At 67.9% G+C, this 25,530-nt stretch carries 29 protein-coding genes and 1 tRNA gene; 11 read left to right on the plus strand and 19 right to left on the minus strand.

From position 1 onward, the window contains the following. Nucleotides 1–48: 48 nt before the first annotated feature. From AC3ANJ_RS13880 to AC3ANJ_RS13890, 3 genes are read right to left on the minus strand one after another with little or no spacing between them, the layout of a single operon-like run. Nucleotides 49–678, minus strand: a complete 630-nt coding sequence (locus AC3ANJ_RS13880) for a hypothetical protein (RefSeq protein WP_488316815.1) — start codon at nt 676–678, stop codon at nt 49–51. Between the two features lie 23 nt (nt 679–701). Next, nucleotides 702–1,397 (minus strand): SOS response-associated peptidase, encoded by a 696-nt coding sequence (locus AC3ANJ_RS13885; RefSeq protein WP_488316816.1) that lies wholly within the window; start codon nt 1,395–1,397, stop codon nt 702–704. A 10-nt stretch (nt 1,398–1,407) separates the two neighbouring features. After that, nucleotides 1,408–1,737, minus strand: coding sequence for a hypothetical protein (locus tag AC3ANJ_RS13890; RefSeq protein ID WP_488316817.1), 330 nt, complete (start codon nt 1,735–1,737; stop codon nt 1,408–1,410). A gap of 112 nt (nt 1,738–1,849) precedes the next feature. Here AC3ANJ_RS13890 and AC3ANJ_RS13895 point away from each other — a divergent pair, with 112 nt between their 5' ends. Further along, nucleotides 1,850–2,071 carry a hypothetical protein gene (locus AC3ANJ_RS13895; protein ID WP_488316818.1) on the plus strand — a complete coding sequence of 74 codons (222 nt, stop codon included), beginning with the start codon at nt 1,850–1,852 and terminating at the stop codon, nt 2,069–2,071. Between the two features lie 299 nt (nt 2,072–2,370). On the opposite strand, the gene AC3ANJ_RS13900 is transcribed toward AC3ANJ_RS13895, so the two are convergent. From AC3ANJ_RS13900 to AC3ANJ_RS13920, 5 genes are all read right to left on the minus strand, one after another. Next, nucleotides 2,371–2,535 (minus strand): hypothetical protein, encoded by a 165-nt coding sequence (locus AC3ANJ_RS13900; protein ID WP_488316819.1) that lies wholly within the window; start codon nt 2,533–2,535, stop codon nt 2,371–2,373. A gap of 200 nt (nt 2,536–2,735) precedes the next feature. Further along, entirely contained in the window at nt 2,736–2,918 is a 183-nt protein-coding gene (locus tag AC3ANJ_RS13905; RefSeq protein WP_488316820.1) for a hypothetical protein, read from the minus strand. Beyond that, nucleotides 2,915–3,439 (minus strand): hypothetical protein, encoded by a 525-nt coding sequence (locus AC3ANJ_RS13910; RefSeq protein ID WP_488316821.1) that lies wholly within the window; start codon nt 3,437–3,439, stop codon nt 2,915–2,917. Before AC3ANJ_RS13910 ends, AC3ANJ_RS13905 begins: the two co-directional genes overlap by 4 nt. 107 nt (nt 3,440–3,546) lie before the next feature. Beyond that, a tRNA-Thr gene (locus tag AC3ANJ_RS13915) sits at nt 3,547–3,622 on the minus strand. A gap of 72 nt (nt 3,623–3,694) precedes the next feature. Next, nucleotides 3,695–4,684 (minus strand): DsbA family protein, encoded by a 990-nt coding sequence (locus AC3ANJ_RS13920; protein WP_488316822.1) that lies wholly within the window; start codon nt 4,682–4,684, stop codon nt 3,695–3,697. Between the two features lie 217 nt (nt 4,685–4,901). Here AC3ANJ_RS13920 and AC3ANJ_RS13925 point away from each other — a divergent pair, with 217 nt between their 5' ends. The 3 genes from AC3ANJ_RS13925 to AC3ANJ_RS13935 all read left to right on the plus strand — a co-directional run bounded on the left by AC3ANJ_RS13925 (nt 4,902) and on the right by AC3ANJ_RS13935 (nt 7,899). Then, nucleotides 4,902–6,008: an ABC transporter ATP-binding protein gene (locus AC3ANJ_RS13925; RefSeq protein ID WP_406249341.1), complete on the plus strand. Its 1,107-nt coding sequence runs from the start codon at nt 4,902–4,904 to the stop codon at nt 6,006–6,008. An 84-nt stretch (nt 6,009–6,092) separates the two neighbouring features. Beyond that, nucleotides 6,093–7,397, plus strand: coding sequence for a DUF4032 domain-containing protein (locus tag AC3ANJ_RS13930; protein WP_406249340.1), 1,305 nt, complete (start codon nt 6,093–6,095; stop codon nt 7,395–7,397). Nucleotides 7,398–7,497: 100 nt separating this feature from the next. After that, nucleotides 7,498–7,899: a DUF7144 family membrane protein gene (locus tag AC3ANJ_RS13935; RefSeq protein WP_488316823.1), complete on the plus strand. Its 402-nt coding sequence runs from the start codon at nt 7,498–7,500 to the stop codon at nt 7,897–7,899. Nucleotides 7,900–7,972: 73 nt separating this feature from the next. On the opposite strand, the gene AC3ANJ_RS13940 is transcribed toward AC3ANJ_RS13935, so the two are convergent. From AC3ANJ_RS13940 to AC3ANJ_RS13960, 5 genes are all read right to left on the minus strand, one after another. Continuing rightward, nucleotides 7,973–8,614 carry an NAD(P)-dependent oxidoreductase gene (locus tag AC3ANJ_RS13940; RefSeq protein ID WP_488316824.1) on the minus strand — a complete coding sequence of 214 codons (642 nt, stop codon included), beginning with the start codon at nt 8,612–8,614 and terminating at the stop codon, nt 7,973–7,975. A 14-nt stretch (nt 8,615–8,628) separates the two neighbouring features. Next, entirely contained in the window at nt 8,629–9,645 is a 1,017-nt protein-coding gene (gene rlmB, locus AC3ANJ_RS13945) for a 23S rRNA (guanosine(2251)-2'-O)-methyltransferase RlmB (protein ID WP_406249338.1), read from the minus strand. Further along, nucleotides 9,638–11,041, minus strand: coding sequence for a cysteine--tRNA ligase (gene cysS / locus AC3ANJ_RS13950; RefSeq protein WP_488316825.1), 1,404 nt, complete (start codon nt 11,039–11,041; stop codon nt 9,638–9,640). Before cysS ends, rlmB begins: the two co-directional genes overlap by 8 nt. A gap of 102 nt (nt 11,042–11,143) precedes the next feature. Beyond that, nucleotides 11,144–12,343: a 2-C-methyl-D-erythritol 4-phosphate cytidylyltransferase gene (gene ispD, locus AC3ANJ_RS13955; RefSeq protein WP_488316826.1), complete on the minus strand. Its 1,200-nt coding sequence runs from the start codon at nt 12,341–12,343 to the stop codon at nt 11,144–11,146. 72 nt (nt 12,344–12,415) lie between these two features. After that, a complete protein-coding gene (locus AC3ANJ_RS13960) occupies nt 12,416–12,898 on the minus strand; it encodes a CarD family transcriptional regulator (RefSeq protein WP_264157127.1) in 483 nt (160 codons plus the stop codon). Nucleotides 12,899–13,034: 136 nt separating this feature from the next. Here AC3ANJ_RS13960 and AC3ANJ_RS13965 point away from each other — a divergent pair, with 136 nt between their 5' ends. Next, nucleotides 13,035–13,619 (plus strand): DNA modification methylase, encoded by a 585-nt coding sequence (locus tag AC3ANJ_RS13965; RefSeq protein ID WP_488316827.1) that lies wholly within the window; start codon nt 13,035–13,037, stop codon nt 13,617–13,619. Between the two features lie 88 nt (nt 13,620–13,707). Here the strand turns inward: AC3ANJ_RS13965 and AC3ANJ_RS13970 are convergent, their stop codons facing one another. Together AC3ANJ_RS13970 and AC3ANJ_RS13975 are read right to left on the minus strand one after the other, a co-directional pair. Further along, complete coding sequence (locus AC3ANJ_RS13970; protein ID WP_406249334.1) at nt 13,708–14,391, minus strand: response regulator; 684 nt, start codon at nt 14,389–14,391, stop codon at nt 13,708–13,710. Further along, the gene (locus AC3ANJ_RS13975; protein ID WP_406249333.1) at nt 14,388–15,602 is read right to left on the minus strand and encodes a sensor histidine kinase; all 1,215 of its coding nucleotides are present in this window, start codon (nt 15,600–15,602) and stop codon (nt 14,388–14,390) included. The genes AC3ANJ_RS13970 and AC3ANJ_RS13975 overlap by 4 nt, the downstream gene beginning before the upstream one ends. A 194-nt stretch (nt 15,603–15,796) precedes the next feature. Here AC3ANJ_RS13975 and phoU point away from each other — a divergent pair, with 194 nt between their 5' ends. After that, entirely contained in the window at nt 15,797–16,507 is a 711-nt protein-coding gene (gene phoU, locus AC3ANJ_RS13980) for a phosphate signaling complex protein PhoU (protein ID WP_406249332.1), read from the plus strand. A 56-nt stretch (nt 16,508–16,563) separates the two neighbouring features. Here phoU and AC3ANJ_RS13985 read toward each other — a convergent pair whose 3' ends face one another. Continuing rightward, a complete protein-coding gene (locus AC3ANJ_RS13985; protein ID WP_406249331.1) occupies nt 16,564–17,307 on the minus strand; it encodes a phosphoglyceromutase in 744 nt (247 codons plus the stop codon). A gap of 38 nt (nt 17,308–17,345) precedes the next feature. Here AC3ANJ_RS13985 and AC3ANJ_RS13990 point away from each other — a divergent pair, with 38 nt between their 5' ends. Beyond that, nucleotides 17,346–18,167 (plus strand): class I SAM-dependent methyltransferase, encoded by an 822-nt coding sequence (locus AC3ANJ_RS13990; RefSeq protein WP_488316828.1) that lies wholly within the window; start codon nt 17,346–17,348, stop codon nt 18,165–18,167. On the opposite strand, the gene ygfZ is transcribed toward AC3ANJ_RS13990, so the two are convergent. The 3 genes from ygfZ to AC3ANJ_RS14005 form a co-directional block, all read right to left on the minus strand. After that, entirely contained in the window at nt 18,164–19,225 is a 1,062-nt protein-coding gene (gene ygfZ, locus AC3ANJ_RS13995) for a CAF17-like 4Fe-4S cluster assembly/insertion protein YgfZ (protein ID WP_488316829.1), read from the minus strand. The genes AC3ANJ_RS13990 and ygfZ overlap by 4 nt on opposite strands. Next, a complete protein-coding gene (locus tag AC3ANJ_RS14000) occupies nt 19,222–19,824 on the minus strand; it encodes a heme-binding beta-barrel domain-containing protein (RefSeq protein ID WP_488316830.1) in 603 nt (200 codons plus the stop codon). The genes ygfZ and AC3ANJ_RS14000 overlap by 4 nt, the downstream gene beginning before the upstream one ends. A 129-nt stretch (nt 19,825–19,953) precedes the next feature. Then, nucleotides 19,954–20,247: a hypothetical protein gene (locus AC3ANJ_RS14005; protein ID WP_406249326.1), complete on the minus strand. Its 294-nt coding sequence runs from the start codon at nt 20,245–20,247 to the stop codon at nt 19,954–19,956. A 127-nt stretch (nt 20,248–20,374) separates the two neighbouring features. Here AC3ANJ_RS14005 and AC3ANJ_RS14010 point away from each other — a divergent pair, with 127 nt between their 5' ends. From AC3ANJ_RS14010 to AC3ANJ_RS14025, 4 genes are all read left to right on the plus strand, one after another. Then, entirely contained in the window at nt 20,375–21,058 is a 684-nt protein-coding gene (locus AC3ANJ_RS14010) for a winged helix-turn-helix transcriptional regulator (protein WP_488316831.1), read from the plus strand. A 49-nt stretch (nt 21,059–21,107) separates the two neighbouring features. Then, entirely contained in the window at nt 21,108–23,273 is a 2,166-nt protein-coding gene (locus AC3ANJ_RS14015) for an RNA degradosome polyphosphate kinase (protein ID WP_488316832.1), read from the plus strand. Continuing rightward, nucleotides 23,270–24,253 (plus strand): NUDIX hydrolase, encoded by a 984-nt coding sequence (locus AC3ANJ_RS14020; RefSeq protein WP_488316833.1) that lies wholly within the window; start codon nt 23,270–23,272, stop codon nt 24,251–24,253. Before AC3ANJ_RS14015 ends, AC3ANJ_RS14020 begins: the two co-directional genes overlap by 4 nt. Before the next feature lie 141 nt (nt 24,254–24,394). Further along, nucleotides 24,395–25,498: a phosphate ABC transporter substrate-binding protein PstS gene (locus tag AC3ANJ_RS14025; protein WP_488316834.1), complete on the plus strand. Its 1,104-nt coding sequence runs from the start codon at nt 24,395–24,397 to the stop codon at nt 25,496–25,498. Nucleotides 25,499–25,530: the final 32 nt, after the last annotated feature.

Genomic DNA, 25,530 nt, shown 5'->3' on the forward strand with positions numbered 1-25,530 from the left:
CTAGCCTCCGGGCAGGGTGAGGGGGATTTCGTCGTTGTCTGGTGCGCCTCAGCCCCGAGGGTGCGAGTGCAGCCACTCGCCAGAGATTTCGTGCACGACGTGGAGCTCGCCGAGCAGGGTCTTCAGATTCGTCGTCTCACCCAGAATCTCGAACTCACCGGTAATCGGATCGAATCGCCGCTGCCAGATTCCGGAGGTGCCATCCGCAAGGACGATTCCCGTCGACGGGCCGATCATGTCCGTAACCCAACCCGCGCCAGGGCGGGCGTTCGCGATCGCTACTTCCACCCGTTCGTCGTAGTGCTCAACTGTGTTTCGGACCGCGCGATCAAGCAAGGACGGGATGCGTTGCGGATCGAACAGTTCCCGCATGAACCCAGAGCGCGCATCACGAAGACGCCTGACCGCCGGGTCGAGCTTCCGCGTGCTAATGATCGGATCGATCAGCGCGGAAATCCTCCCGGCGTACAGGACTATCTGCTCGACTGCCGCAAAGACGTGCCGCCGGGCATTGCGCTCGGCCTCGGACTGTGTTCCCTCGTCACAGAGAGCGGCGTCGAGCACATCCCCGGTTATTGCGGCCATGAATGCGTGATTATTCACTGTCGCGACCAGGTGGTGCTTCATCACGGCAGACAGCTGCCCGTCGTCATCCATCCAGAGAGTGGCGCCATGCATCGGGTCAGGCTATCGCCTTCCTCCTAAGAGGCTGGAGCGATCAGCGCCGGGTCGTCGGCGGGCGCTGTGCGGGAGTTGTTGACGCGCCGGTCGACGACGTGGTGTCGGATGGTCGCGGCGACGTCGGCGGAGGTGTGGTCGAGCATCGCGAGCATGTCGTTCTTCGCGTCCCCGGTGATCTTCTCCGGGGTGAGCCACTGCTCCCAGGTGTCGGGAGTGAGGAACGCGGGCATGCGGTCGTGGATGTCGCCGCCGGCGTCTCGCGCTTCCCGGGTGATGACGACCATGCAGCGGGAGCGTTCGCCGTTCGGGAGTTCCATCGACCATGTGAGCCCGGCGGCGGAGAGCAGCCCGTTGCCGTGGAGGAAGTGCGGGGTCTTGTCACCCCTCTCTCCGGTCCATTCGTAGTAGCCGCGCATGGGGACGATGCACCGGGCGGCGGAGAACGCGGGTGCCCAGAAGCCTTGCGCGAGTTTCTCCATGCGCGCGTTGATGATCGGTGCACCCTTGGGTCGGTTCGCGGGCTTCTGCCAGTCCCAGCGCACGAGCTCGAGGATGCGGCCTTCTCCACGGTCGCGGACGATCACCGCGTCATCGGTCGGGGCGATCGAGTACGAGCCATGCCAGGACTTCCACCAGTCCTCGGGCTTGCCTCCGTCAGCGACGAACTCGCGCACGAGCTCGTCGGTGTGGGCATCCATCGCGAAGCGTCCGCACATGGTCGTCAGGCTACGCCTGGCCGGCGACATCGTCGACCTCGACGGCGTTGCCCCACACCCAGCACCGGTAGACCTGGTCTTGGGCCTTGAACTCGATGCCCGCAGCGGTCGGCGTGGACCGGAGAAGTGTGGCGTAGACGTGCACTACCTCCGGGCCGAATCGCACCCACGCTTTCACGCGTCGCTGCGAGGCGCGCGGGTAGATCGTGACGGGGTGCCGCTCGAGAGCGAGCTCGCGGTCTGAGAGGGACTGCAGCGGTCCCGCGCTCGCGGCCTTCGCGATGAGCCGTTCTTCGCTCTGCCGGTCGTAGTGTTCGGCGAGTCGCTTGCTGGTCCCCATGGCCGCGTGTGTCCTTCCTCCGGCCTCGATCCAGGCTAGCAAGATTCGAAAGAGTGTTCTATGGTCTTAACCCATGAAGGCGACCGTGATCGAACACCCCGTAACCATATGGATGACCAACGACATCCCCTCCCGCATGGTCTACGCGGGGCAACGGTGGCGCGTCACAGACGTCCCGACACGGCTGCGCGGATCGATCTGGGAAGTCGAGCCCGGCCATCACGGCTCGCTCTACGGGTGGCGATTCCAGGGCACGAACGACGCCGGCGAGTCGATGGTCTTCGACGTCTTCAAGGCCGAGGACGGTTGGCACTTCCACCGCGCCTACACCTGAGTCGGATAGGGCGAGACCCCGACCGCTCTGGGGAAGCTGACCGGGGCCTCGATGCCAGGCTTTGCTGGGGACTCCACCCGGCTGACGTTGCAGAAGTCCCATGCGACGTCACGGCCCAGGCTATCGGCCGGGCGCTACCAGCGTCACCCCTATCGCGATCATGGACATCGGCTGGGCTGAGACGTATCCTTTGCCCAGAGAGCGTCGTGGACGCGGCTCTGGGGAGAACCAGTACACCTGCTCTCGCGCCTTCCGCTGAGCGCGACAGGGACTCACTCAGCGGAAGGCATTCCCCCGGGTCAGAATCCCTTGAACGCGGGACCGCCGAACTCGGGCGGCATCGGCACGCTCGGCACGTTCATCCTGTGCCCACACTCAGGGCACTCGTACGCGCCGGGGATCTCCCGCATCACGACGTCATCATGCGGGCAGTGCTGCTGAGCCGCGGCATCGAGGTTGACCATGCCGACAGCGTATGTCGGTGGTCCGGGAGAGGCTAGACCTCATGCCAGCGGAACCGGACTCTTCCCTCCCCGTCGCTCGCCGTCTCGAAGGCGCGAGGAGTCGCGAACATTGTCTGGAGCGTCTCGCCGACTTCCTGATTGAGATCAGCGGCGAACTAGAGGATCAGTCGGCGCCTGTTGCCCGAGAGGCTGCCGAACACTCAATCGGACTCTCCGCGAGCTAACCCCGTCGCCCGGATCTGCTCGGTGAGCTCCTCAAGCGAGGGCCCGCTAGGGTGCCACACCCTCGCGGCGGCCTCCTCCGGCGTCAGGTGCCGCACGATCTCGGCGACCTCCGCGACGATGAGTCCCACCTCGCGCAGCGCCTGTTCCTTCGTCTTCACGGCCGCCCGCTCTTCGCTTCGAGTTCACGCGCTCGCTTGAGCCGATCTCGAAGGTACCCCTTGTCTGGGAACCGACGTTGCAGATCCTCGATCAGCCGCACCTCAGCCTCGTAGTCGCCCATCTTGCGGAGGATGATCGCCTGACGCTTGTACCATGACCCGGCGGTAGCGACCCCGATGATCGCGTTCGCCCTCTCCATGGCGTCACTGCACGCGTACGCAAGATCGAGCGCCTCCTCGAGCTTGCCCTCACGTTTGAGTTGGTCGACAGCATCGGCCGCGTCCTCGAAGGACATGCCGCGCACGAACCGCATACTCGCCCACTGCGCACGACGCGCCTTGTCTTCCTCGATCTCAGCGACGATCTGTTCGAACCGCTCGTCGGACATCGGTTCCCTGGGGCCGTCCTCACGTGACACAAGCTCGCCGTTACCGTCGTAGACCTCAACGCTCGCGATCGAGACGTCGGGTGCGGACGTCCGCGAGCGTCGCTTCCGGAAGGGCCACATGAGCGTGAGCATAGTCACAGCGCAAGTCCGGCCGCGACCATAGGGTGCAGAATACGGTGCATGCGGAATAATGCGGAAAACGCGACCAGAGCGATTTCCGGTCTGATCAGGTGAGGAAGTGGAGCCGACTGCGGGGTTCGAACCCGCGACATCCTGTTTACAAGACAGGTGCTCTACCAGCTGAGCTAAGTCGGCGTACGGCGCCGGGACGCCGCATGAGAGATTCTATGGCACCGCGCCGACCGGCTCAGGACCGGTCGGCGGATGTCACTCGGCGGGCGTCTCGGTCGCCGGTGTCTCGGTCGTGGCAGGAGTCTCCGACGGCGTCGGGGTCGGCGTCGCCGTCTCGGTCGCCTCGTAGTAGGCGTCGCTGGAGACGGTGAGCACGAACTGCGAGAACTCGGCCGGATCGTTGAGCGAACCGACGTAGGCCTGTCCGTTGACGACGACCATCGGAGCCGCGCTCAGTGCGAGGTCCTCCGAGCCGGGCAGCGGGCCTTCGAGCGCGCGAGCCGTGGCATCCTTCGCCCAGGACACGAAGTCCTGACCCTCGATGCACGAGCGCACCTTCTTGCCTGCGTCGACGCCGACGGCGCCGGCGAGGTCGGCGAGTTCGACATCCGAGCGGCCGTCGCTGTCGACCTCCGGCTGGCCGATGAGCAGCTCGTGGTTGAAGGCGTAGAACTGCGTCGGCGAGTACTCGGCGACGCAGGCCGCCGCGGCGGCTGCACGCAGCGAGTACTTCGTGCCGTTGGAGTTCGCGGTGAGAAGCGACACCGGGTGATAGGTGACGCTCGCTGCGCCCTCGGTGATCCAGCCGGTCAGCTGAAGGGCGTTGGCACGCTCGAACTCACCGGCACCCGGCGACAGGTAGTCGACGTAGATGTGGATGTCGACGGCACCGGCAGCGGTCGGCTCCGGCGTGGGAGTCGCCTCTTCGCCTGCCTCGGTCGGCACCGCCGTCGGCGTCGCGGGGATCTCGCCGTTGGCGATCGTCGCCCCCGTGATCTCGTGGACGACGACGCCGTCGTCGTCCAGGCCGGCGGGGTTCATCGTCGGTTCGGACACCGACGAGTTGACCGCCATCGCCACCGCGGTGCCAACGGCACCGACGGCGACGACCGCCACCAGTCCGATGATGATCCGACGCACGATGCGCGCGCGGGACTGCTTGGCATTGACCTGCTGTGCCTTCTCCCGGACCGCCTCGCGGGTATTGCGGGTGGCGGGGACGTTCGGCGTTTCGTCGCTCGACATCGTTCCTCTTGAAAGTCTGCGGGGACGGGTTCCCCCAAATGGCCACTCAGTGGAGCAGCACTGGTATCGATGCTAACGAGGCAGGCTGGGAAATACCCAGATGCGGCAAGTCATGGCATACTGAACTCGGCCCAACGGTGGGCCACGGCGGGTGCACCCCGCCGCTTCCATCACAACGGATCGTCCGGCACGTACCTGCCGGTGAAGGAGAAATGCAATGGCAACTGTCACTTTCGATGACGCCACCCGCCTGTACCCCGGCGGAACCCGTCCCGCTGTCGACAAGCTCAACCTCGAAGTGGGAGACGGCGAGTTCCTCGTCCTGGTCGGCCCCTCCGGTTGCGGTAAGTCCACGTCGCTTCGTATGCTCGCCGGCCTCGAAGAGGTCAACGCCGGCCGCATCCTCATCGGCGACCGCGACGTCACCGACGTCCCGCCGAAGGATCGCGACATCGCGATGGTCTTCCAGAACTACGCCCTGTACCCGCACATGACGGTCGCCGAGAACATGGGCTTCGCGCTCAAGATCGCCGGCATCGGCAAGGAAGAGCGCGCAGCACGCGTGCTCGAGGCGGCGAAGCTCCTCGACCTCGAGGACTACCTCACCCGCAAGCCGAAGGCCCTCTCCGGTGGTCAGCGTCAGCGCGTCGCCATGGGTCGCGCCATCGTGCGTCAGCCCCAGGTGTTCCTCATGGACGAGCCGCTGTCGAACCTCGACGCCAAGCTCCGTGTCCAGACCCGTACGCAGATCGCGTCGCTTCAGCGCCGCCTCGGCGTCACGACCGTCTACGTCACGCACGACCAGACCGAGGCTCTCACCATGGGTGACCGCATCGCGGTCCTCAAGGACGGCATCCTGCAGCAGGTCGGCACGCCGCGCGACCTGTACGAGAAGCCGAACAACGTGTTCGTCGCCGGCTTCATCGGCTCCCCCGCCATGAACCTGTTCCCGGCAGACCTCGCCGAGGGCGGCGTGCGCTTCGGTTCCGAGGTCGTCCCGCTCGACCGCGACACGGTGGGCCGCGCACACGGCAGCCAGGTCATGGTCGGCGTCCGCCCCGAGGACATCACCGTCGGCCCCGCCGACGGCAAGGGCATCCCGGTCACGGTCGACCTCGTCGAGGAGCTCGGTGCTGACGGCTACCTCTACGGCCACACCGAGATCAACGGCAAGCGCTCCGACATCGTCGCGCGCGTCGACGGCCGCAGCCACCCCAACGCGGGCGAGACCGTCACGCTGGCCGCCAACCCCGGCCACGTGCACGCGTTCGACCTCGAGTCGGGTGAGCGTCTGAACGACAAGCCGATCGTCTCGGCGGCGTAAGCACACCACACACGCGGCGCGGGCTGACCTTCTGGTCGCCCGCGCCGCGTCGTTTGCCAGGATCGACACAAGCGAGGAGACCCGATGCAGGACGCACTGCGCATCACGGCGAGCGCCGTCGACCCCGGACTCCTCGGACTGCCCTGGTCGGTGCCGCTGGCAAAGTGGCCGTCCGAGCACATCGTCTCGCTTCCCAAGGGTCTCTCCCGGCACCTGGTCCGCTTCGCCGATCTCTCCGGACGCGTCGTCGCCGTCAAGGAGACCACCTCCGAGATGGCGCGACGCGAGTACGAGATGCTCGGGAACCTCGCCAAGCTCGACGTGCCGTGCGTGGCCAGGGTCGCCGTCATCGACGGCCGGACGGATGCCGCGGGCACCGTGCTTCCCGCCGCACTCGTCACCTCGCACCTGCGCTTCTCGATGCCGTACCGCGCCCTCTTCACCCGGGTGCTGCGACCGGACACCGCGACCCGTCTCGTCGACGCCCTGGCGCTGCTGCTGGTGCGTCTGCACAACGTCGGCTTCTACTGGGGCGACGTCTCGCTGTCGAACACCCTCTTCCGCCGGGACGCCGGGGCCTTCGCGGCCTACCTGGTGGATGCCGAGACCGGTGAGCTGCACGAGGAAGGACTCACCGAAGGTCAGCGCGCCTACGATCTCGATCTCGCCCGCACGAACATCGCCGGGGAGATCATGGACCTCGCCGCCGGTGGCCGGCTCGAGCACGGCGTGGATGCCGTGGCGATCGCCGATGGCATCGTCTCGTCCTACCATTCCCTCTGGGGTGCTCTCACCGCCCACGAGTCGTTCTCGGCGAACGAGACCTGGCGCATCACCGAGCGCGTCGAGCGGCTGAACGCCCTCGGATTCGACATCGACGAGATGTCCATGTCGACCACGGCGGACGGCACTCTCGTCGAGATCCAGCCGAAGGTCGTCGATGCAGGTCACCACCAGCGACGCCTGATCCGCCTGACGGGCCTCGACGTCGAAGAGAACCAGGCCCGGCGGCTGCTGAACGACCTGGACGAATTCCGCGCGCGGTCGAAGAAGCAATGGGCGGATGAGGAGATGTACGCGCACGAGTGGCTGACGCGCGTCTTCGAGCCGGTCGTCCGCGCGATCCCGTACGACCTGCGAGCCAAGCTCGAACCGGCGGAGGTCTTCCACCAGGTGCTCGAGCACCGCTGGTATCTGTCGCAGGCACAGGGTCGTTCGGTGCCACTCGCCGAAGTGCTGACGAGCTACATCAACGAAGTGCTGCGACACCGTCGCGACGAGGCCACCATCATGGGCCCGCCGACCGAGACGATGGCGATCCCCGTGGTCACCGACGCCGTCCCGGTGTCGGACGATACGGCCGCGCTCGACTGGCGCGATCTGGTGTGACGCAGCACCCGCAGGCGAACGAATCATGCGACCTGCATGAGGCGGCCGCACGCAGCCTGCTCTCAGAATAGGACCGATCCGCATACGGAAAGGAAATCCCATGACCGACACCACCACTGCCACCGGTTGGGTGGGATGGGGCGTCTTCGCCGCCGTCATCCTCATCATCTCGGGTGCACTCAACGTCTTCCACGGACTGCAGGCACTGATCGGCCCCGACACCCTCTACTTCGTCGCCGATGCGGGGTTGTTCTCGCTCGACATCGAAGCGTGGGGCTGGTTCCATCTGATCCTCGGCGCGCTGATCCTGCTGATCGGCTTCGCTCTCGCAGGAGGCGCGACCTGGGCGAGGGTCATCGCGATCATCCTCGTCGCCCTGAACGCGATCGCCCAGCTGACCCTCATCGCAGCGCAGCCCTGGCTCTCGCTGACGGTGCTGGCTCTCGACATCCTCGTCATCTACGCGCTGACCGTGCACGGACGCGAGCTCAAGGTCCGCTGACCCGGGACTGACGCAGCGCTCGTCGCACACGAATGCCCCGGCCCCCGCTTCAGCGGGACCGGGGCATTTCGATCTAGTAGCCGACCGTGAATCGCTCGCGGCGGTGGTTGCCCTGCTCGATCTCGTCGACCATGGCGATGGCGAAGTCCGCCCCCGAGATGAACGACTTGCCGTCGGCATCGCGCACGAGGACGTCGCCGCCGTCGCGGTAGTGACCGGTGCGCTCCCCCTCTGCCCACGGCCCGAAGACCTCGGCGGGGTGGACGAAGAACCAGTCGAGACCGGCATCCGACGCCTCCAGAAGCGCGAGTGAGTCGATGCCCACCTGTGCCTCGTGCTTGTACTCCTCGGGGAAGTCCTGGTCGAACAGCCGAGGGCCGCCGGGGGCGACCAGACTGCCGCCCGCACCGCCGATGACGCCGAGCCGGGTGGAGGTCCCGCTCAGTTTCGCGATGAGCCCGCGGAGTGCGCCGAGCACTGCTTCCGCCATGTCGCCGCGGGGCGAGAGGGCGGACACCACGGCATCCGCACCATCGAAGACGTCGCCGAGAGCGTCGATGTCGAGCACCGAGCCCTGCACGGCCAACGCGCCGTCGACCGGATTCGCGGGCGCCGAACGCGAGACCGAGATCACCTCATGTCCGCGGTTCACCGCCTCCTGGACGATGTGGCGTCCGGCGTAGCCGGTTCCTCCGATGACGACGATGCGAGCCATGTGCTTCCCCTCTGCTACTTCAGCGCGTTTCGGACGGTGGACACCTGGTAAAGCGCGACGGAGGTCGCGATACCGGCGTTCAGCGATTCGGTGGCGGTCGAGATCGGGATAGAGACGATCTGATCGCAGGTCTCGGTGACCAGGCGCGACAGTCCCTTGCCCTCGGATCCGACGACGATGATCACGGGACGATCGGCGAGCTCGAGCTGCGGCAGCAGGACGTCGCCGTCGCCGTCGAGACCGAGCACGAACACGCCCTGCTTCTTGAACTCCTTGAGCTGGGTCGTGAGGTTCGTGGCCAGCGCGACGGGGATGCGCGCCGCGGCTCCGGCGCTCGTCTTCCACGCCGCCGAGTTGACGCCGGCCGAGCGGCGCTGCGGAAGAATGATCCCCTGGCTGCCGAAGGCCGCGGCCGAGCGGATGATCGCGCCCAGGTTGCGCGGGTCGGTCACGCCGTCGAGCGCGACGAACAGCGGCACCTCACCACGAGCGATGACCTTCTCCAGCAGATCCTGCGGGTGGGCGTACTCGTACGGCGGCACCTTGAGCGCGACGCCCTGGTGCACGCCGTCGAAGCCGGCCATGCGGTCCAGTTCCTGACGCGTGACCTCGAGCATCGGGATGTCGCGGTGCTTGGCGATCGCGAGCATCTCCTTGACGCGGTCGTCCATCTCGACGCGCTGCGCGATGTACAGCGCGGTCGCGGGGATCTTCGTACGCAGCGCCTCGAGCACGGAGTTGCGCCCGGTGACCGTCTCGGTGTCGGAGGTGTTGTCCTTCGCGCGTGCCGAGCGGTTCGGGTTGCCGCCCGACGTCTGCCGCTTGCCAGCGACGCCTGGGCGTCCCTTGCCGCCGGACGCCGCGTAGCGCTCGGCTGCGGCCTTGCGCTTACCAGCGACGTGCCAGGCGCGATCCTCCGCCTTCGGCGTCGGTCCGCGGCCCTCGAGCGCCTTGCGCCCGAGCCCGCCGGTTCCCTTGGTCGGGCCCTTCTTCTTGCCCTTGCCCGCTGAGGGGTTGCCTGGCTTAGCCATCGATACTCCAATGTGTTCCGTCCGGAGTGTCCTCCAGAGTGATGCCTGCGGCAGCGACCGCGTCGCGGATGCGATCCGCCGCTGCCCAATCCTTGTCGGCGCGCGCCTGCGCGCGCTGGTCGATCATCGTGCGCACGAGGGTGTCCAGGGCGGATGCCTCGGCTCCTGCGCCGTTCGTCTGCTGCTGCGCGCGAGTGTCGATGCCGAGGATCGACAGCATCGACAGCACCGAACCGAGCGCGGCCCGCACGCCGTCGGCATCGCGAGCGTCCAGCGCGGTGTTGCCGACGCGCACGGTCTCGTGCAGCACCGCGAGCGCCTGAGGAATGCCGAGGTCGTCGTCCAGGGCTGCAGCGAAAGCATCCGGGATACCGGAATCGGATGCTGCTTCGTCGCCGACCACGCGCCCGGCGCGCTCCACGAAGGTTCGGATCCGGCCGAGCGCCGCTTCGGCCTCCGCCCACGACGATTCCGTCAGGTCGAGGCTCGAACGATAGTGCGCCGCGGCGAGCGCGTAGCGCACCACCAGCGGATCGTGCGCCTTGAGGACATCGGCGGCGAGCGTGACGTTGCCCAGCGACTTCGACATCTTCTGGCCGTCCACGGTCACGAGGCCGTTGTGCACCCAGTACCGCGCGAAGCCGTCGCCGGCCGCGGTCGACTGCGCGAGCTCGTTCTCGTGGTGCGGGAAGCGCAGGTCGAGTCCGCCGCCGTGGATGTCGAACTCGGCGCCGAGATACCGCTTCGACATGGCCGAGCATTCGATGTGCCATCCGGGGCGACCGTCGCCCCAGGGCGAGTGCCACACGGCATCCGCCGGCTCGTCCTGCTTGGCGCCCTTCCAGAGGGCGAAGTCCTGCGGGTTGCGCTTGCCTCGAGGGTCGGCGTCTTCCGCGGCCTCCATCGCGTCGATGGACTGCCGCGTGAGTTCGCCGTATGCCGGCCAGGAGCGCACATCGAAGTACACGTCTCCCGATCCGTCCGGAGCCGCGTAGGCGTGCCCGCGCTCGATGAGCGTCTGGATCAGCTCCTGCATCTGCGGAATCGAGCCGGTAGCGCGGGGTTCGTACGTCGGAGGCAGGATGCCGATGCCGGCGTAGGCCGCGGCGAATTCCTGCTCCATCCGATAAGCCAGAGCCCACCAGGGTTCGGCGTCCGTGCCGTTCGCGAGCACCTTGTCATCGATGTCCGTGACATTGCGCACGACCGTGACGCGCCCGTAGCGGTGCTGCAGCCAGCGCCGCAGGATGTCGTAGCTCAGGGCGCTGCGCACATGCCCGATGTGCGGGCCGGACTGCACCGTGGGTCCGCACACGTACATCGTGATGTTCTCGGGGTCGAGAGGCACGAAGTCGCGCAGCTGCTGTGCGCGGGTGTCGTAGAGACGGATGGTCACTGCAACAGCCTACCGGGGCGGTGCTGAACGGCCGCCAGGTGCGACGAATCACGGACGCTGTGACGAATCACGAACGGATCGGGGGAAAATCTCCGTGATTCGTCATCGGATCCGTGAAACGTCCGGCACGAGAACGGCGATCGCGGTCACCGATATCCCCTCGCCGCGGCCGGGGAACCCGAGACCGTCGGTGGTCGTCGCCGACACCGTCACGCGCGCTCCCCCGAGCGCACTCGACAGCGCCTGCTCCGCCTCGGTGCGGCGGGCGCTGAACCGCGGCCGATTCCCCTGGAACTGCACAGACACGTTGCCGATGCTCCAGCCCGCCTCGTTCACCAGTTCGAGCGTGCGGGCGAGGAAGACGTCGGCGTGCGCTCCCGCATACTCCGGATGCGACGTGCCGAAGTGCTGGCCGATGTCGCCGAGGCCTGCGGCCCCCAGCAGCGCGTCGACGATCGCATGGGCCACGGCGTCCCCGTCCGAGTGCCCGGAGAGCGCGGGCTCCCCCGGCCATTCCAGGCCGGCGAGCCAGAGGTTTCCTTCACCGCCGAAGGCATGCACGTCGGTACCGACCCCCACGACCGGGATGACCGGGCCGGACGCCACCGCGCCCAGCAGCTGCCGTGCGCGCTCGAGGTCTGCGGGCGTCGTGATCTTGAAGGCGCGCTCCGACCCGGGGATGTGGTGCACGTCGTGCCCTGCTGCGGCGTACAGCGCCGCATCGTCGGTGTACTCGACGCCCGAGGCGAGAGCGGTCGCGTAGGCGGCTTCCAGCGGAAGCCTCGGGAATGCCTGCGGCGTCTGAGCCGCGGCGAGCTCGGATCGGTCGACGCCGCCCGTGACCGCCGCACCCTCGACGCGCTTGAGGGTGTCGACGACCGGCAGCACCGGGATCGCTCCCGCGTCGCCGGCGACCGCTCGTACGACGGCGTCGATCTGCGCCGAGGGCGTCAGTGCCCGTGCGGCATCGTGCACGAGCACGCGGGTGACATCGGCCCACAGCGCGGCGAGTCCGGCCGCCACCGAGAGCTGTCGCGTGGCCCCGCCCGTGACGACTCGCCCGAAGTCGGCCCGGTCGCCGGCCGCCGCGAGCAGCTCGCTTTCGGCCTCCCCCTCGAATCCCGCCGGTGCGACGACGATCACCTGCATCGGCGCTGCAGCGAACACGCCGTCGAGCGCATGGCGCAGGATCGAACGCTCATCGATCCCCACGAGTGCCTTGGGGGCGCCGGCGCCGAGACGCGTGCCCGATCCGGCCGCGACGACGATGATGGCGGTATCGGGTACGGGCAGCACGGTCACGCTCTCACGTTACCTGCGCAGACGAGAAAAGGCGGATGCCGAAGCATCCGCCTTTTCTCGTAAGTCATCCGCTCAGGAAGCGAGCACCTCGTCGAGGAGGGCGCCGGCCTTGTCCTCGTCGATCTTCTCTGCGAGCGCGAGCTCGGAGATGAGGATCTGACGAGCCTTCGCCAGCATGCGCTTCTCGCCCGCGGACAGCCCGCGGTCCTGATCGCGGCGCCAGAGATCGCGAACGACCTCGCTGACCTTGATCACGTCCCCCGAAGCGAGCTTTTCGAGGTTCGCCTTGTAGCGACGCGACCAGTTGGTCGGCTCCTCGGTGAACGGGGCGCGCAGCACCTCGAACACGTGGTCGAGCCCTTCTTTGCCGATCACGTCGCGAACCCCGACGAGGTCGACGTTCTCGGCGGGGACCTCGATGATCAGATCCCCCTGCGTGACGTTGAGCTTCAGATACTTCTTCGTCTCGCCCTTGATGATACGGTCCTTGACCTCGATGATCGTCGCGGCTCCGTGGTGCGGATAGACGACGGTCTCGCCAACCTCAAAAAGCATAAAAGCGTGTCCTTTCGGCAACCTCCAGGATACCACAGGCGACATGCACTAAGGTTTGCGCCCCCTCCGTCCCGACGGCCGCCCCGGCGTACGCATAGAATGGACGTGCATTTCCCGCCGCATCTCAGGAGGACCCGTGAAATCGCGCCTTGTTGCGTCTGTCGTTCTCAGCGCTGTCGTGCTGACGGGTGCGACGGGGTGCACCTTCATCACCCCCCAGGCGAGCACCATCGCCTACTCCGCATCCGACGGGGTGAACGTCGCCGACTCGTCCGGCCCCGTCGCCATCCGCAACGCGATGATCATCGCCGACGAGAGCGGCGAACTGGGCAACCTGGTCGCGGCGTTCGTGAACCCGACCGACGAGGACGTCGTCGTCACGGTGGAGCTGCAGGGTCTCGAGCCCTTCGAGATCGAGGTCCCCGCCGAAGAGACCGTCAGCCTCGGCGCGAACGAGGAACCTCTGCTGCTGGACAGCGCGGACGCCGACGGCGACCTGACCTTCGCCCCCGGCTCCACGGTCGAGGTCTACTTCCAGTCCGGCGACGGAACCGGCGACGCAGTCGACGTCCCCGTGCTGGACGGCGCCCTCCCCTACTACTCCGACCTCGTGCCGGAGCCCGCTGAGGAGGAGATCCGCATCGACGACGAGGTCACCGTCCCCACCGAGACGCCGGTGCCCACCGACAAGCCGGACGCTTCGGAGTCCGAGGAGCACTGAGCCTCGGCATCCTGACATCGAAGAAGGCCGGTCCCCGAAACGGGTGACCGGCCTTCTTCGTCCGTCGTGCGCTGAGCCCGTCGAGGGGTCAGCCCTCGAAGCGATAACCGAGACCGCGGACAGTCACGAGCATCGTCGGGTCGGACGGGTTCTCCTCGATGCGCGATCGGATGCGCTTGATGTGCACGTCCAGCGTCTTCGTGTCGCCGAAGTAGTCGCTGCCCCAGACGCGATCGATCAGCTGCCCCCGGGTGAGCACGCGACCCGAGTTGCGCATCAGGACCTCGAGCAGCTCGAATTCCTTCAGCGGCATGTTGATCTGGGAACCTGCGACCGTGACGGTGTGCCGGTCGATGTCGAGGCTCACGCGCCCGCCGTCCAGCACGCGTTCGTCGAGTTCGCTCTCGGCCTGCACGACGCGGCGCAACACGGCGCGCATGCGCGCGAGCAGTTCGCGGGACGAATAGGGCTTGGTGATGTAGTCGTCCGCACCGAGCTCGAGCCCGACGACGATGTCCACTTCGGAGTCCTTCGCCGTGAGCATGATGATCGGAACCGCCGAGGTCGATCGGATCTGGCGGCACACCTCGGTGCCCGGCATCCCGGGGAGCATCAGGTCGAGCAGCACGATGTCGGCGCCCTGCTCCCGGAACGCGTTCAGCGCACCGGGGCCGTCTTCGGCGATCTCGACCTCGTAGCCCTCACGACGCAGCAGATAGGCGAGGGGATCGGCGAGATCTGGTTCGTCCTCGACGAGAAGGATGCGGGTCATACGCTCTCTCCGGTTCGTGCGCGGGCCGCTTTCGCGGCCTTCTTCGTGCGCTTCTTCTTGGTCTTCCTGCTGATGTCCTCCGGCTCGGGGGCATCGATTCGCGGAAGGCGGATGGTGAAGGTCGATCCACGGCCGGGGCGGGACCAGACCCGCACCTCGCCGCTGTGGCGATGGATCGCGTGCTTGACGATCGACAGACCGAGCCCGGTGCCACCGGTGCGGCGGGAGCGGGCTTCGTCCGCGCGGTAGAAGCGCTCGAAGATCCGCTCACGGTCGGATTCCGAGATGCCGATGCCCTGGTCGGACACGGCGATCTCGACGACCCCCTCGGCGGCCCTGACGCCGACGCCGACGCGCGATCCGCGCGGTGAGTAGACGATCGCGTTCGCGATGAGGTTTCCGACGGCCTCGATCAGGATCTGCGCGTCGCCGCGCACCCAGATGTCGCGGTCGCCGCCTCTGGCGAGCTCGACCCCTGCGGAATCGGCCTGGATGGCATGCGCCTCGATGGATGCCGCGACCACTTCGTCGATCGCGACGATGGCGACGTCGGTGAGCCCGTCGGCCGCCTGGAGCCGCGAGAGGCTCATGATGCGCCCCGTGAGCTGCCCGAGACGCGTCGCCTCCGCCGAGATGCGGCTCGCGAACGCCCGCACCTGAGCCGGATCGTCGGCAGCCGACTCGATGGCCTCGGCCAGCAGACTCACCGAGGCCACAGGGGTCTTGAGCTCATGGCTGGTGTTCGCGACGAAGTCGCGGCGCATCTCATCGAGGCGCTCCTGTTCCGTGACGTCGCGGATGACGAGGAGGGTCAGCCGGGCGCCCACCGCGCTGGCACGCGCGGACACGAGCCGGGGGTCCAGCGTCGTGCCGGTGCGCCTGATGCGCATGGTCTCGGTCTCCGATGCGCCGGTGGAGCGGACGGTGCGCACCAGCTGACGCAGTTCCTGGTTCTCCAGCGTCGAGCCGCTCACGATCCCGAAGAGCTCGGCGGCGTGCGAAGTCGCCAGCACGAGTCCGGAGGCGTCGACGACGCAGGCCGCATCCTCCATGCTGAGCAGGACGTCCGTGATGCCCGGCGGAATCGTCGTCGACGTCTCGGCTTCGGCCTCCGCACGCGCCCGGTAGGCGAGCAGTATCAGGCCGCAGATCCCCGCGCCGATGAGCACACCGATGGCGAGGGCGAGCAGCGCGATCTGCGGCGTGGTCATAGAACAAGCGTAGAGTGCGTTCACCACGACTTCTGCGGGTTTCCGCGCCACAGCGGGTCGTGGCGAACTACTATTCACGTTCTGGGCACCGTTCGTTAACCTTCGACGAACACAATCGCTTCGGGCCCGCACGAGGCGCTGCGCCCACCGATCGGCCGTACCACGCCGCTGAGACCCGAAAGGTTGCGCCGCACATGCGCGAAGTCTTCCACCAGTCCCTTGAGGACCTTCAGTCCCGCCTCGTGGAGATCGCCGATCTCGTCACGGTTTCGATCGACAAGGCGACCCGCGCCTTCGCGACGAGCGACGTCGGTCTCGCCGAAGAGGTCATCGCCGATGACGCCAAGATCGACCTGCTCGCGGTCGCCCTGGACGAGCAGGCCATCGAGATCCTGGCACGCCAGCAGCCGGTCGCCCGCGACCTGCGCATCGTCGTCACGGCCCTGCGCGTGAGCGCGTCTCTGGAGCGGATGGGCGACATGAGCGAGCACATCGCCCAGCTCGCACGACTGCGCTTCCCCGAGCGCGCCATCCCGAAGGGCCTCAAGGGCACCTTCACCAAGATGGGCGAGCTGGATGTCGAGATCTCGCGCACCCTCAGCGAGTTGCTGCGCACGCAGGACCTCCGCTTCGCCGACGCGATCCGCAACGCGGACGACGACGTCGACGAGCTGCACGCCAGCGTCTTCGAGAAGGTGCTCAGCGACAACTGGAAGGGCGAGGCGCATGCGACCGTCGACGCGACGCTCGCCAGCCGCTACCACGAGCGCTTCGCCGACCACGCGGTCGCCGTCGCCAAGAAGGTCGTCTACCTCTCCACCGGCGATTGGGCCGTCCAGGAAGAGGACATCGCGCTGGCGCTCGAAGCCCAGGTGGCAGAGCAGCAGGAGCTCGGGCACGCCTGACCCGTTCATGACGAAGGCCGGATGCTGTCACAGCATCCGGCCTTCGTCGTGTCGTCCTACTTCTTGCCCTGCGCGGCGACCGCGGCGGCGCCGGCTGCGGCGGCCTCGGGGTCGAGGTAGCGACCAGGGCCGGTGGGGACGTTGTTCTCGTCGAGCTCGTACACCAGCGGGATGCCGGTGGGGATGTTGAGTTCGGCGATGTCGTCGTCGCTGATGCCCTCGAGGTGCTTGACGAGGCCGCGCAGCGAGTTGCCGTGCGCCGTGACGAGGACCGTCTTGCCGGCCTCCAGGTCGGGGACGATCGCGCTCTCCCAGTACGGCAGCAGGCGGTCGATCACGAGCTTGAGGGACTCGGTGCGCGGCACCTCGCCGTCGATGCCCGCGTACCGCGGGTCGTTCACCTGGCTGAACTCGCTGGCGTCGTCGAGCTCGGGCGGCGGCACGTCGAATGAGCGACGCCACAGCTGGAACTGCTCGGGTCCGAACTGCTCGAGCGTCTCGGCCTTGTCCTTGCCCTGCAACTCGCCGTAATGCCGCTCGTTCAGACGCCACGAACGGGTCACGGGGATCCACAGGCGGTCGGCTGCGTCCAGCGCGATGTTGGCGGTCTGGATCGCGCGGCTCAGCAGCGAGGTGTGCAGCACGTCGGGCAGGAGGTCCGCCTCGGCGAGCAGCTCGCCGCCGCGGCGTGCCTCGGCCTCGCCCTGTGCGTTCAGGCGGACGTCCACCCATCCGGTGAACAGGTTCAGTTCGTTCCATTCGCTCCGGCCATGGCGGAGCAGGATCAGGGTGCGCGTCATGATTCCAGCTTATCGAGCAGCCCTGCCAGGATTGACCCATGGCGTCATCTCCGCTCGGCAGGCCGACGCGCGGCACCACCGGCACCAACCGCCTGCGGCGCAACGATCGGTGGATCGCCGCTTCGGCCGTGTTCCGCGCGGCTTCGGACCCTCTCGTCATCGACCTCGGCTACGGCGCCAGCGGGGTCACGGCGTTCGAGCTCGCCGCGCGGCTCGCTCGTGTGCGCCCGGATGCCGAGGTCCTCGGCCTCGAACTCGACCCCGCGCGCGTGTCGACGGCCCGCGCCCAGCTCGCCGAGGTCCGTGCCGGTCGCACCGCCTTCGACGCCGGCATCCGGGTGTCATTCGAGCGAGGCGGATTCGAGGTGCCCGTCTCGGGCGGACGTCGTCCCGCGATCATCCGGGCGATGAACGTGCTGCGTCAGTACGACGAGGCGGACGTCGCAGACGCGTGGCGCACGGTCGCGAGCAGGTTGGCGACCGGCGGACTGTTCGTCGAGGGAACGTGCGACGAGATCGGCCGGATCGCGAGCTGGGTGGATGTGACCGCGGACGGAGTGCCGGCGCGCTTCACCATCTCACTGCGACTGGCCGAGCTCGAGAGGCCGGGAATCGTCGCAGAGCGCCTGCCGAAGGCGCTCATCCATCGGAACGTCCCCGGCGAGCGTGTGCACGATCTGCTCGTCGGCCTCGACCGGGAGTGGGACAGAGCCGCTCCCCTGTCGACGTTCGGTGCGACTCAGCGGTTCATCGCCGCGGTGACGGCACTGAAGGCGCAGGGATGGCCGGTTCTGGGCGGCCGCAGCCGGTGGCGCCTGGGTGAGCTGACCGTGCCGTGGTCGGCGGTCGCGCCGGACTAGGTGCGGCGGGAGAGGCGCGTCAGCTTGGGGACATCTGCTGTGGCACCGGCATCGGCCGGGACGATGATCTGCTGCGCCGCGGCGATGTCCACACCGTCGACGCGAACGACGAGGTCGCCTTCCGGCGCGCGGCGCGAAAGGATCGCCAACGCGATCGGGCCGTCCTCGTGGTGGCGTGCGACCGACGTCACGTGCCCGACCTCGGCATCCCCTGCGAACACGGGCGAACCGGGCGCGGGCAGAACATCGTCACTGCCGTCCAGGTGCAGCGCAGCGAGGCGGCGCGGTGGGTGACCAAGGTTGTGCACCTTCGCCACCGTCTCCTGTCCGCGATAACAGCCCTTGCTCAGGTGCACGGCGCTGCGGATCCAATCGGTCTCGTGCGGCAGCGATCGCTCGTCGACCTCGGAGGCCCACCGCGGACGCCAGGCGGCGATCCGCAGCGCCTCGGCCGCCAGCAGCCCTGCGGCTTCCACGGATCCGGCGAGGGATGCCGCGGCATCCGCTTCGAGAATGGCGATGCGCCAGGCGTAACCCGCGGACGGGTGCTCGGCGACGTCGGCGTACTGATGCCCACCAGCCTGCACGTGCTCCCAGGGATCCGCCCAGACGAGCGCTCCGGCGAGCGCGGCCTCGGCCGCACCGCCCGCGAAGAACCCGAGCAGTGCGCGCTCGGGGTGCGGTTCGATCGTGACCTGCGAGCGGAACACCATGCGCTTCAGCCAGCCCAGCAGCGCCTCGGCATCGCCGGTGTCGACGATGAGCCAGGCCGATGCACCGTCGTCGACGATGCCCGCGGCGTGCTCGACGCGCCCCTGCGGGTCGAGGATCAGCAATTCGCTGCTCTCCCCCGGTGCGAGCCGCGCGGTGGCCTGGGACGTGAACGAGTCGAGCCAGCTCAGTCGCTCCGGACCGGCGACCTCGATGACGGTGCGGTCGCCGTGCAGCACGACGGCGTCTCCAGACAGCAGACGCCGCTGTTCGCGCATCGGCTCGCCGTAGTGCGCGACGACGCCGTCGTCCAGCACGGCGCCGGGGAGATCCGCGAAACCCGTCATACCTTGGCCAGACGAGCGGACGCGTGAGAGCCGAGCTCGGAACCGAGCGCCGCGATGTCCCACGCCCAGAGCAGGTGGCCGTCGACCAAACCGTACATGCGGGTGGCCGCGGCGTAGTCCTTGCCTCCGGCGCCGCGGACGATGGCATCGGTCGCGATGTCGATGCGCGGACCGGCGATCTCACCGAGGTACAGTTCGAGCGCGCCGTCGGAGTGCGCGATCGAGACCTCGAGCGGGAATCCACCGGACTCAGCGCGCAGCAGCTCCACGTCGTCGACCGTGCGGGCGGGGGCGTCTTCGATCGGCGGCAGCAGCGCGGGGCCCGCGTCGGTCGGACCGGCCGGACGCGCGATGCGCCAGAATCCGGTCTCGGCGACCAGGGGCACCGACTCCTCGCCATCGCCGCGGGCGAGCCATCCGGTCGCGGAGTAGTTCAGATACGGTCCGCCGTCGTGGCTGAAGCTCACGCGATGCGTGAACTCGCCCTCGTAGTGGTGGTCACCGACCTGATAGTCGATGACTCCGGTGCCCTCCCAGACACCCAGGAGCCAGGAGAGCGGAACGAGATCCGCGGGGAGGTCGGTCGGCAGCTCGAGCACGATCGATCAGCGCTGGCCGCGGAAGAGGTTCCGCAGGACGACTCCGGAGACGAACACGATCGCGAGGCTCGCGAGGCCGAGCAGACCGATGAAGAAGAGCTCGAGCGCGAAAAGATCCATACCGTCACTCTACCCCGCGGTGGAGATGGCGGCGAGGCCGAAGCCGACCGAGATGACGCCCATCAGCAGCAGCGCTCCCATGATGCTGGCCGAGACCCGCACGATGAAGCCGTGCGTCAGGCCGTATCCTAGCTGCGTGGCGAACGCGAGCAGCACGACGCCGCCGAACGCCACCAGCAGGGACGGCATGCGCCACGGCTCGACGACGAAGATGCCGATCGCCACGGCCGCGAGCAGCGCCACCGCCCAGACGACGATCATCCCGGTGAAGGCGTTGCGAGGAGCCAGAGCGGGTTCGGACATGCCTTCATTGTCCCCCATCCGACCCTCCGCGCGACATGTACGGCACCGGCATCGGTATCATGGGCGCACGGCGTCGCTCGCGATCGTCGTCAAGGGCGACGGTCATGGACGCCCGAAAGGACGTTGCGTGGCCCTGCTTCTGGTTCTGACATCTGCTCCCACTGCGGAGTCGGTCCTGCCCGCCCTCGATCTGCTCAGCCACCGTGTTCGTCAGATCCCCGCGGAGCCGGCCCAGCTCGTCTCCGCGCCCGAGAGCGACATCGTCATCGTCGATGGCCGGCACGACCTCGCCGGCGCGAAGTCGCTGTGCAAACTGCTGCGCACCACGGGTCAGGATGCTCCGCTGCTGCTCGTCGTCACAGAGGGCGGGATGAGCGCGGTGTCGGGCGATTGGGGCATCGACGACGTCCTGCTGTCGACCGCGGGGCCCGCCGAGGCCGACGCCCGCATCCGACTCGCGATCGCCCGCAGCGAGGAGAAGTCGGAGCCCGCTCGCGTGCAGGCCTCAGGCGTCACGATCGATGAGCAGTCGTACTCCGCCAAGCTCCACGGCCGCGCGCTGGACCTCACGTACAAGGAGTTCCAGCTCCTGCACTTCCTCGCCACCCACCCGTCGCGCGTCTTCACCCGCGAGCAGCTGCTCAGCGAGGTGTGGGGGTACGACTACTTCGGAGGAACCCGCACCGTCGACGTGCACGTCAGGCGCCTGCGCGCCAAACTCGGCGATGCCGAACAGATCATCGGCACGGTCCGCAACGTCGGCTACCGCTTCAACATCTACGAGGATGACCAACTCGCCGGTGCCCGCTGAGGCGACGCCGTTCACGCGCGCGTCACCTGGCGGTGCTTAGATGAATCCCATGATGGATCCCTCACTCGCCGATGCCGGTCTCGGAGACGCGGAGGACGACGACTTCGACGCTCTCGGCTTCGAGGACGCGCAGCTTCCCGACCACCGCTACCTCGATCGTGAGCTCAGCTGGCTCGCGTTCAATCAGCGCGTGCTCGAGCTGGCCGAAGATCCGGCGCTCCCCGAGCTCGAGCGGGCCAACTTCCTCGCGATCTTCGCGAGCAACCTCGACGAGTTCTTCATGGTCCGCGTGGCCGGCCTCAAGCGCCGCATCATCACGGGCCTCGCCGTTCCGACCAACGTCGGGCGCGCCCCGTCGGACGTGCTCTCGGACATCTCGCGGGAGGCGCACGCTCTGCAACTCCGACACGCCGGTGTCTGGACGAACTCGGTCCGCCCCGCGCTGGCGGATGCCGGGATCGAGATCTCGGAGTGGAGCGAGCTCACCGCCGGCGAGCGCGACGCCCTGGGCGAGTACTTTCAGGCCCATGTTTTCCCGGTGCTCATGCCCCTCGCCGTCGATCCGGCGCACCCGTTCCCCTACATCTCCGGCCTGTCGCTGAACCTCGCCATCCGCATCCGCAACGCACGTACCGGACGGCAGGAGTTCGCGCGCCTCAAGGTGCCGCCGATGCTCCCCCGCTTCGTCGAGGTCCCAGGGGCCAGCGAGATCAAGCGGTTCCTCCGCCTCGAGGAGCTCATCGCGAACCACCTCGGCGACCTGTTCCCCGGCATGGAGGTCCTCGACCACCACGCGTTCCGCCTCACGCGCAACGAGGACGTCGAGATCGAAGAGGATGAGAGCGAGAACCTCATCCAGGCGCTGGAGGCCGAGCTGCTGCGCCGCCGGTTCGGTCCGCCGATCCGTCTCGAGATCACGGACGACATGGACGACCTCACGCTCGACCTGCTCGTGAAGGAGCTCGACATCACGGACAAGGAGGTCTACCGCCTCCCCGGGCCGCTCGATCTGCGCGGTCTGTTCGATCTCAGCCGCATCCAGCGCCCCGATCTGCGCTACCCGCCGCACCTGCCGACGACCGCGCTGGCCTTCCAGCCGGGCGACAACAACGAGCGCAGGGACATCTTCACCAGCATCCGCAAGCGCGACGTGCTCGTGCACCACCCGTACGAGTCCTTCGCGACCAGCGTGCAGGCGTTCCTCGAACAGGCCGCGCGCGACCCTCACGTGCTCGCCATCAAGCAGACCCTGTACCGCACCTCGGGCGACAGCCCTGTGGTGCAGGCGCTCATCGATGCGGCCGAAGCCGGCAAGCAGGTGCTCGCGCTGGTCGAGGTGAAGGCGCGTTTCGACGAGGCCAACAACATCGTGTGGGCGCGCAAGCTCGAGAAGGCCGGCGTCCATGTGGTCTACGGCCTGGTCGGGTTGAAGACGCACTGCAAGCTCGCTCTCGTCATCCGCGAGGAAGACGGGATGCTGCGGCACTACTCGCACGTCGGAACGGGCAACTACAACCCGAAGACCAGCCGCATCTACGAGGACTTCGGCCTGTTCACCGCCGACCCGCAGGTCGGCAAGGACCTCACGCGCCTGTTCAACGAGCTCAGCGGATACGCGATCGAGAAGAAGTTCAAGCGCCTGCTCGTCGCACCGCTGCACCTGCGCAAGGGTCTGCTGCGCCATATCGAGAACGAGCGGCAGAACGCCGTCGACGGCAAGCCGGCGCACATCCGGATAAAGGTCAACTCCATGGTCGATGAGGAGATCATCGACGGGCTGTATCGCGCCAGCGCGGCCGGCGTGAAGGTCGACGTGTGGGTGCGGGGCATCTGCAGCCTGCGCGCGGATCTGCCGGGGATCACGGACAACATCACCGTGCGCAGCATCCTGGGCCGGTACCTCGAGCACTCCCGGATCTTCGCCTTCCACAACAACGGAGACCCGCAGGTGCACATCGGCAGCGCCGACATGATGCACCGCAACCTGGACCGCCGTGTCGAGGCGCTGGTGCGCGTCGTCGATCCAGCGCACGTCGAGGAGCTCATCACGCTGTTCGACCTCGCGATGGACGACGGAACCAACTCCTGGCATCTCGGCGAAGGCGGCGTCTGGATGCGCCACACCGTGGATGCCGCGGGCAAGCCGCTCATCGACCTGCAGGATAAGACCATGAGCCAGATCCGCAGGCGGCGTCGGAGCCGTTCGGTGCGATGAGCCTCGGGCGGACGCAGCACGGCGCACCCCTCGAGGTGGTGCGCGACGACAAGGCCGTGTATGCGGCAGGGGCCGTCGTGTGGCGCCTGGTCGATTCCAAGCTGCGCATCCTGCTGATCCACCGCACGAAGTACCGCGACGTCACGCTCCCCAAGGGCAAGGTCGATCCGGGCGAGATGCTCGCAGAAACCGCCGTCCGAGAGGTGCACGAGGAGACCGGCATCCGGGTCGCGCTCGGAGTTCCCGTCGGGGTGAGCCGCTACTTCATGCGTCCGAAGCGCCAGAAGGTCGTGCACTACTGGGCTGCGGAGGCGACCGAGGAGGCGATCCGCCGCTCGAGCTTCGTCCCGAACGGCGAGATCGCCGCGATCGAGTGGGTGAGCCTGAAGAAGGCGCGCGCCCAGCTGAGCTACCCCGTGGACACCGAGATCCTGGATTCGTTCGAGACGCTCGTGGACGACGGCGTGCTGCACACGTTCCCCGTGATCGCGCTGCGTCATGCGAAGGCGATGTCCCGGTCGGAGTGGGATGGTCCGGATGCCGGTCGCCCGCTGACCGAGCGGGGCAAGCGCCAGGCGAAGGCGATCGTCGGCCCGCTGCGCGCGTTCGGCGTGCGCAAGATCGTCACCAGCGACGCCGTCCGGTGCGTGCAGACCGTCGCGCCGCTCGCGAGAGCGCTGGAACGAGTGCCGGTCGAGACCCCTCGCCTGAGCCAGGATGCCTGGGAGGACGGATTCTCCGACGTCCGCGCCGTCATCGGCAAACGCGTGCGGTCGCGGAAGCCCGCGGTGATCTGCAGCCACGGACCTGTGCTGCCCGATGTGCTCACCGAGATCGCGCTGGCGACCGGGACGCTGCGCGGCTCCTACGTGTCCAGTGCGTCCGCGCTCGAGGTCGCCGCATTCTCCGTCGTGCATCTGTCCACGACGAACCCCGGCTCGGGGATCATCGCGATCGAGACGCACGTCCCGACGGTCTGACGGCGTGCGGCGGGCACCCCAGAGGGTTGCCGCCCGTTCACCTCTCGTTTACCTGCGCGGGAGAGTCTCGTTAACCGTCACCCCTAGCGTCACTGTGTGCCCTGCACCGGGCCCCACCCATCATCGATCGAAGGATCCACAGTGAAGATCTCCCGAATCGCACGTATCGGCGCCGTCGGCGCCGTCGCCGCTCTCGCACTCGCCGGCTGTGCCGCGAACGAGGCTCCCGCCGGCGGCTCCTCCGAAGAGCCCTCCGAGTCCACGCTGTCCGGCACGCTGGACGCGACCGGCGCGTCCTCGCAGACGGCCGCCCAGGAGGCCTGGGTCGCCGCGTTCCAGACCGCGAACGAGGGCGTCACGATCAACTACGAGCCCACCGGCTCCGGCACGGGCCGCGAGAACTTCCTCGCCGGTGCGAGCAACTTCATCGGCTCCGACCGCGCGTTCAACGCCGAGGAGATCACCGCAGGCGGCTTCAAGACCTGCGTCACCGATGACATCGTCGAGATCCCGGTCTACATCTCGCCGGTCGCCGTCGCCTTCAACCTCGAGGGCGTCGACGCGCTGAACCTGGATGCCGCCACCATCGCGGGCATCTTCGCCGGCACGATCACCAACTGGAACTCCGAGGCCATCGCCACGCTGAACCCGGACGCCACGCTGCCCGACCTCGCGATCACCCCCGTGCACCGTTCGGACCCGTCCGGCACGCAGGAGACCTTCGCGAACTACCTCTCGGCGACCGCGCCGGAGATCTGGACCTACGAGGTCTCGGACGAGTGGCCGATCCAGGGCGGCGAGGCCGCACAGGGCACCTCGGGCGTCGTTCAGGCCATCACCTCCGGCAACGGCACCATCGGCTTCGCCGACGCGTCGCAGATCGGCGACCTCGGCCAGGTGCACGTCGGAGTGAACGGCGAGTTCGTCGCGTACTCGGCAGAGGCCGCTTCGCAGCTCGTCGAGGGCGCTGCTCTCGAAGAGGGCCGCGGCGAGGGCGACCTCGCATTCGACGTCGACCCCGCTGCCGCTGCCGACGGCGCCTACCCGATCGCACTGGTCAGCTACCTGATCGGCTGCGAGCAGTACGAGGACGAGAACGTCGCGACCCTCGTCAAGGAGTACTTCACGTACGTCGCCAGCGCCGAGGGCCAGGACGCCGCCGCCGAGAACGCCGGCAACGCCCCCATCTCGGACGGCCTTCGCGAGAAGGTCAACGCCGCGATCGACCTCATCCAGGTCGGCTGACATCAGCCTTCCGGCTGAACGCTGACGCTGAT

This window comes from Microbacterium sp. STRO-1N, from assembly GCF_057748015.1.

Coding starts and splice junctions, on each gene's coding strand:
- AC3ANJ_RS13880 (WP_488316815.1), bottom strand. CDS start 678: ATGCATGGCGCCACTCTCTGGATGGATGACGACGGGCAGCTGTCTGCC.
- AC3ANJ_RS13885 (WP_488316816.1), bottom strand. CDS start 1,397: ATGTGCGGACGCTTCGCGATGGATGCCCACACCGACGAGCTCGTGCGC.
- AC3ANJ_RS13890 (WP_488316817.1), bottom strand. CDS start 1,737: ATGGGGACCAGCAAGCGACTCGCCGAACACTACGACCGGCAGAGCGAA.
- AC3ANJ_RS13895 (WP_488316818.1), top strand. CDS start 1,850: ATGACCAACGACATCCCCTCCCGCATGGTCTACGCGGGGCAACGGTGG.
- AC3ANJ_RS13900 (WP_488316819.1), bottom strand. CDS start 2,535: ATGGTCAACCTCGATGCCGCGGCTCAGCAGCACTGCCCGCATGATGAC.
- AC3ANJ_RS13910 (WP_488316821.1), bottom strand. CDS start 3,439: ATGCTCACGCTCATGTGGCCCTTCCGGAAGCGACGCTCGCGGACGTCC.
- AC3ANJ_RS13920 (WP_488316822.1), bottom strand. CDS start 4,684: ATGTCGAGCGACGAAACGCCGAACGTCCCCGCCACCCGCAATACCCGC.
- AC3ANJ_RS13925 (WP_406249341.1), top strand. CDS start 4,902: ATGGCAACTGTCACTTTCGATGACGCCACCCGCCTGTACCCCGGCGGA.
- AC3ANJ_RS13930 (WP_406249340.1), top strand. CDS start 6,093: ATGCAGGACGCACTGCGCATCACGGCGAGCGCCGTCGACCCCGGACTC.
- AC3ANJ_RS13935 (WP_488316823.1), top strand. CDS start 7,498: ATGACCGACACCACCACTGCCACCGGTTGGGTGGGATGGGGCGTCTTC.
- AC3ANJ_RS13940 (WP_488316824.1), bottom strand. CDS start 8,614: ATGGCTCGCATCGTCGTCATCGGAGGAACCGGCTACGCCGGACGCCAC.
- rlmB (WP_406249338.1), bottom strand. CDS start 9,645: ATGGCTAAGCCAGGCAACCCCTCAGCGGGCAAGGGCAAGAAGAAGGGC.
- AC3ANJ_RS13960 (WP_264157127.1), bottom strand. CDS start 12,898: ATGCTTTTTGAGGTTGGCGAGACCGTCGTCTATCCGCACCACGGAGCC.
- AC3ANJ_RS13970 (WP_406249334.1), bottom strand. CDS start 14,391: ATGACCCGCATCCTTCTCGTCGAGGACGAACCAGATCTCGCCGATCCC.
- AC3ANJ_RS13975 (WP_406249333.1), bottom strand. CDS start 15,602: ATGACCACGCCGCAGATCGCGCTGCTCGCCCTCGCCATCGGTGTGCTC.
- phoU (WP_406249332.1), top strand. CDS start 15,797: ATGCGCGAAGTCTTCCACCAGTCCCTTGAGGACCTTCAGTCCCGCCTC.
- AC3ANJ_RS13985 (WP_406249331.1), bottom strand. CDS start 17,307: ATGACGCGCACCCTGATCCTGCTCCGCCATGGCCGGAGCGAATGGAAC.
- AC3ANJ_RS13990 (WP_488316828.1), top strand. CDS start 17,346: ATGGCGTCATCTCCGCTCGGCAGGCCGACGCGCGGCACCACCGGCACC.
- ygfZ (WP_488316829.1), bottom strand. CDS start 19,225: ATGACGGGTTTCGCGGATCTCCCCGGCGCCGTGCTGGACGACGGCGTC.
- AC3ANJ_RS14005 (WP_406249326.1), bottom strand. CDS start 20,247: ATGTCCGAACCCGCTCTGGCTCCTCGCAACGCCTTCACCGGGATGATC.
- AC3ANJ_RS14015 (WP_488316832.1), top strand. CDS start 21,108: ATGATGGATCCCTCACTCGCCGATGCCGGTCTCGGAGACGCGGAGGAC.
- AC3ANJ_RS14020 (WP_488316833.1), top strand. CDS start 23,270: ATGAGCCTCGGGCGGACGCAGCACGGCGCACCCCTCGAGGTGGTGCGC.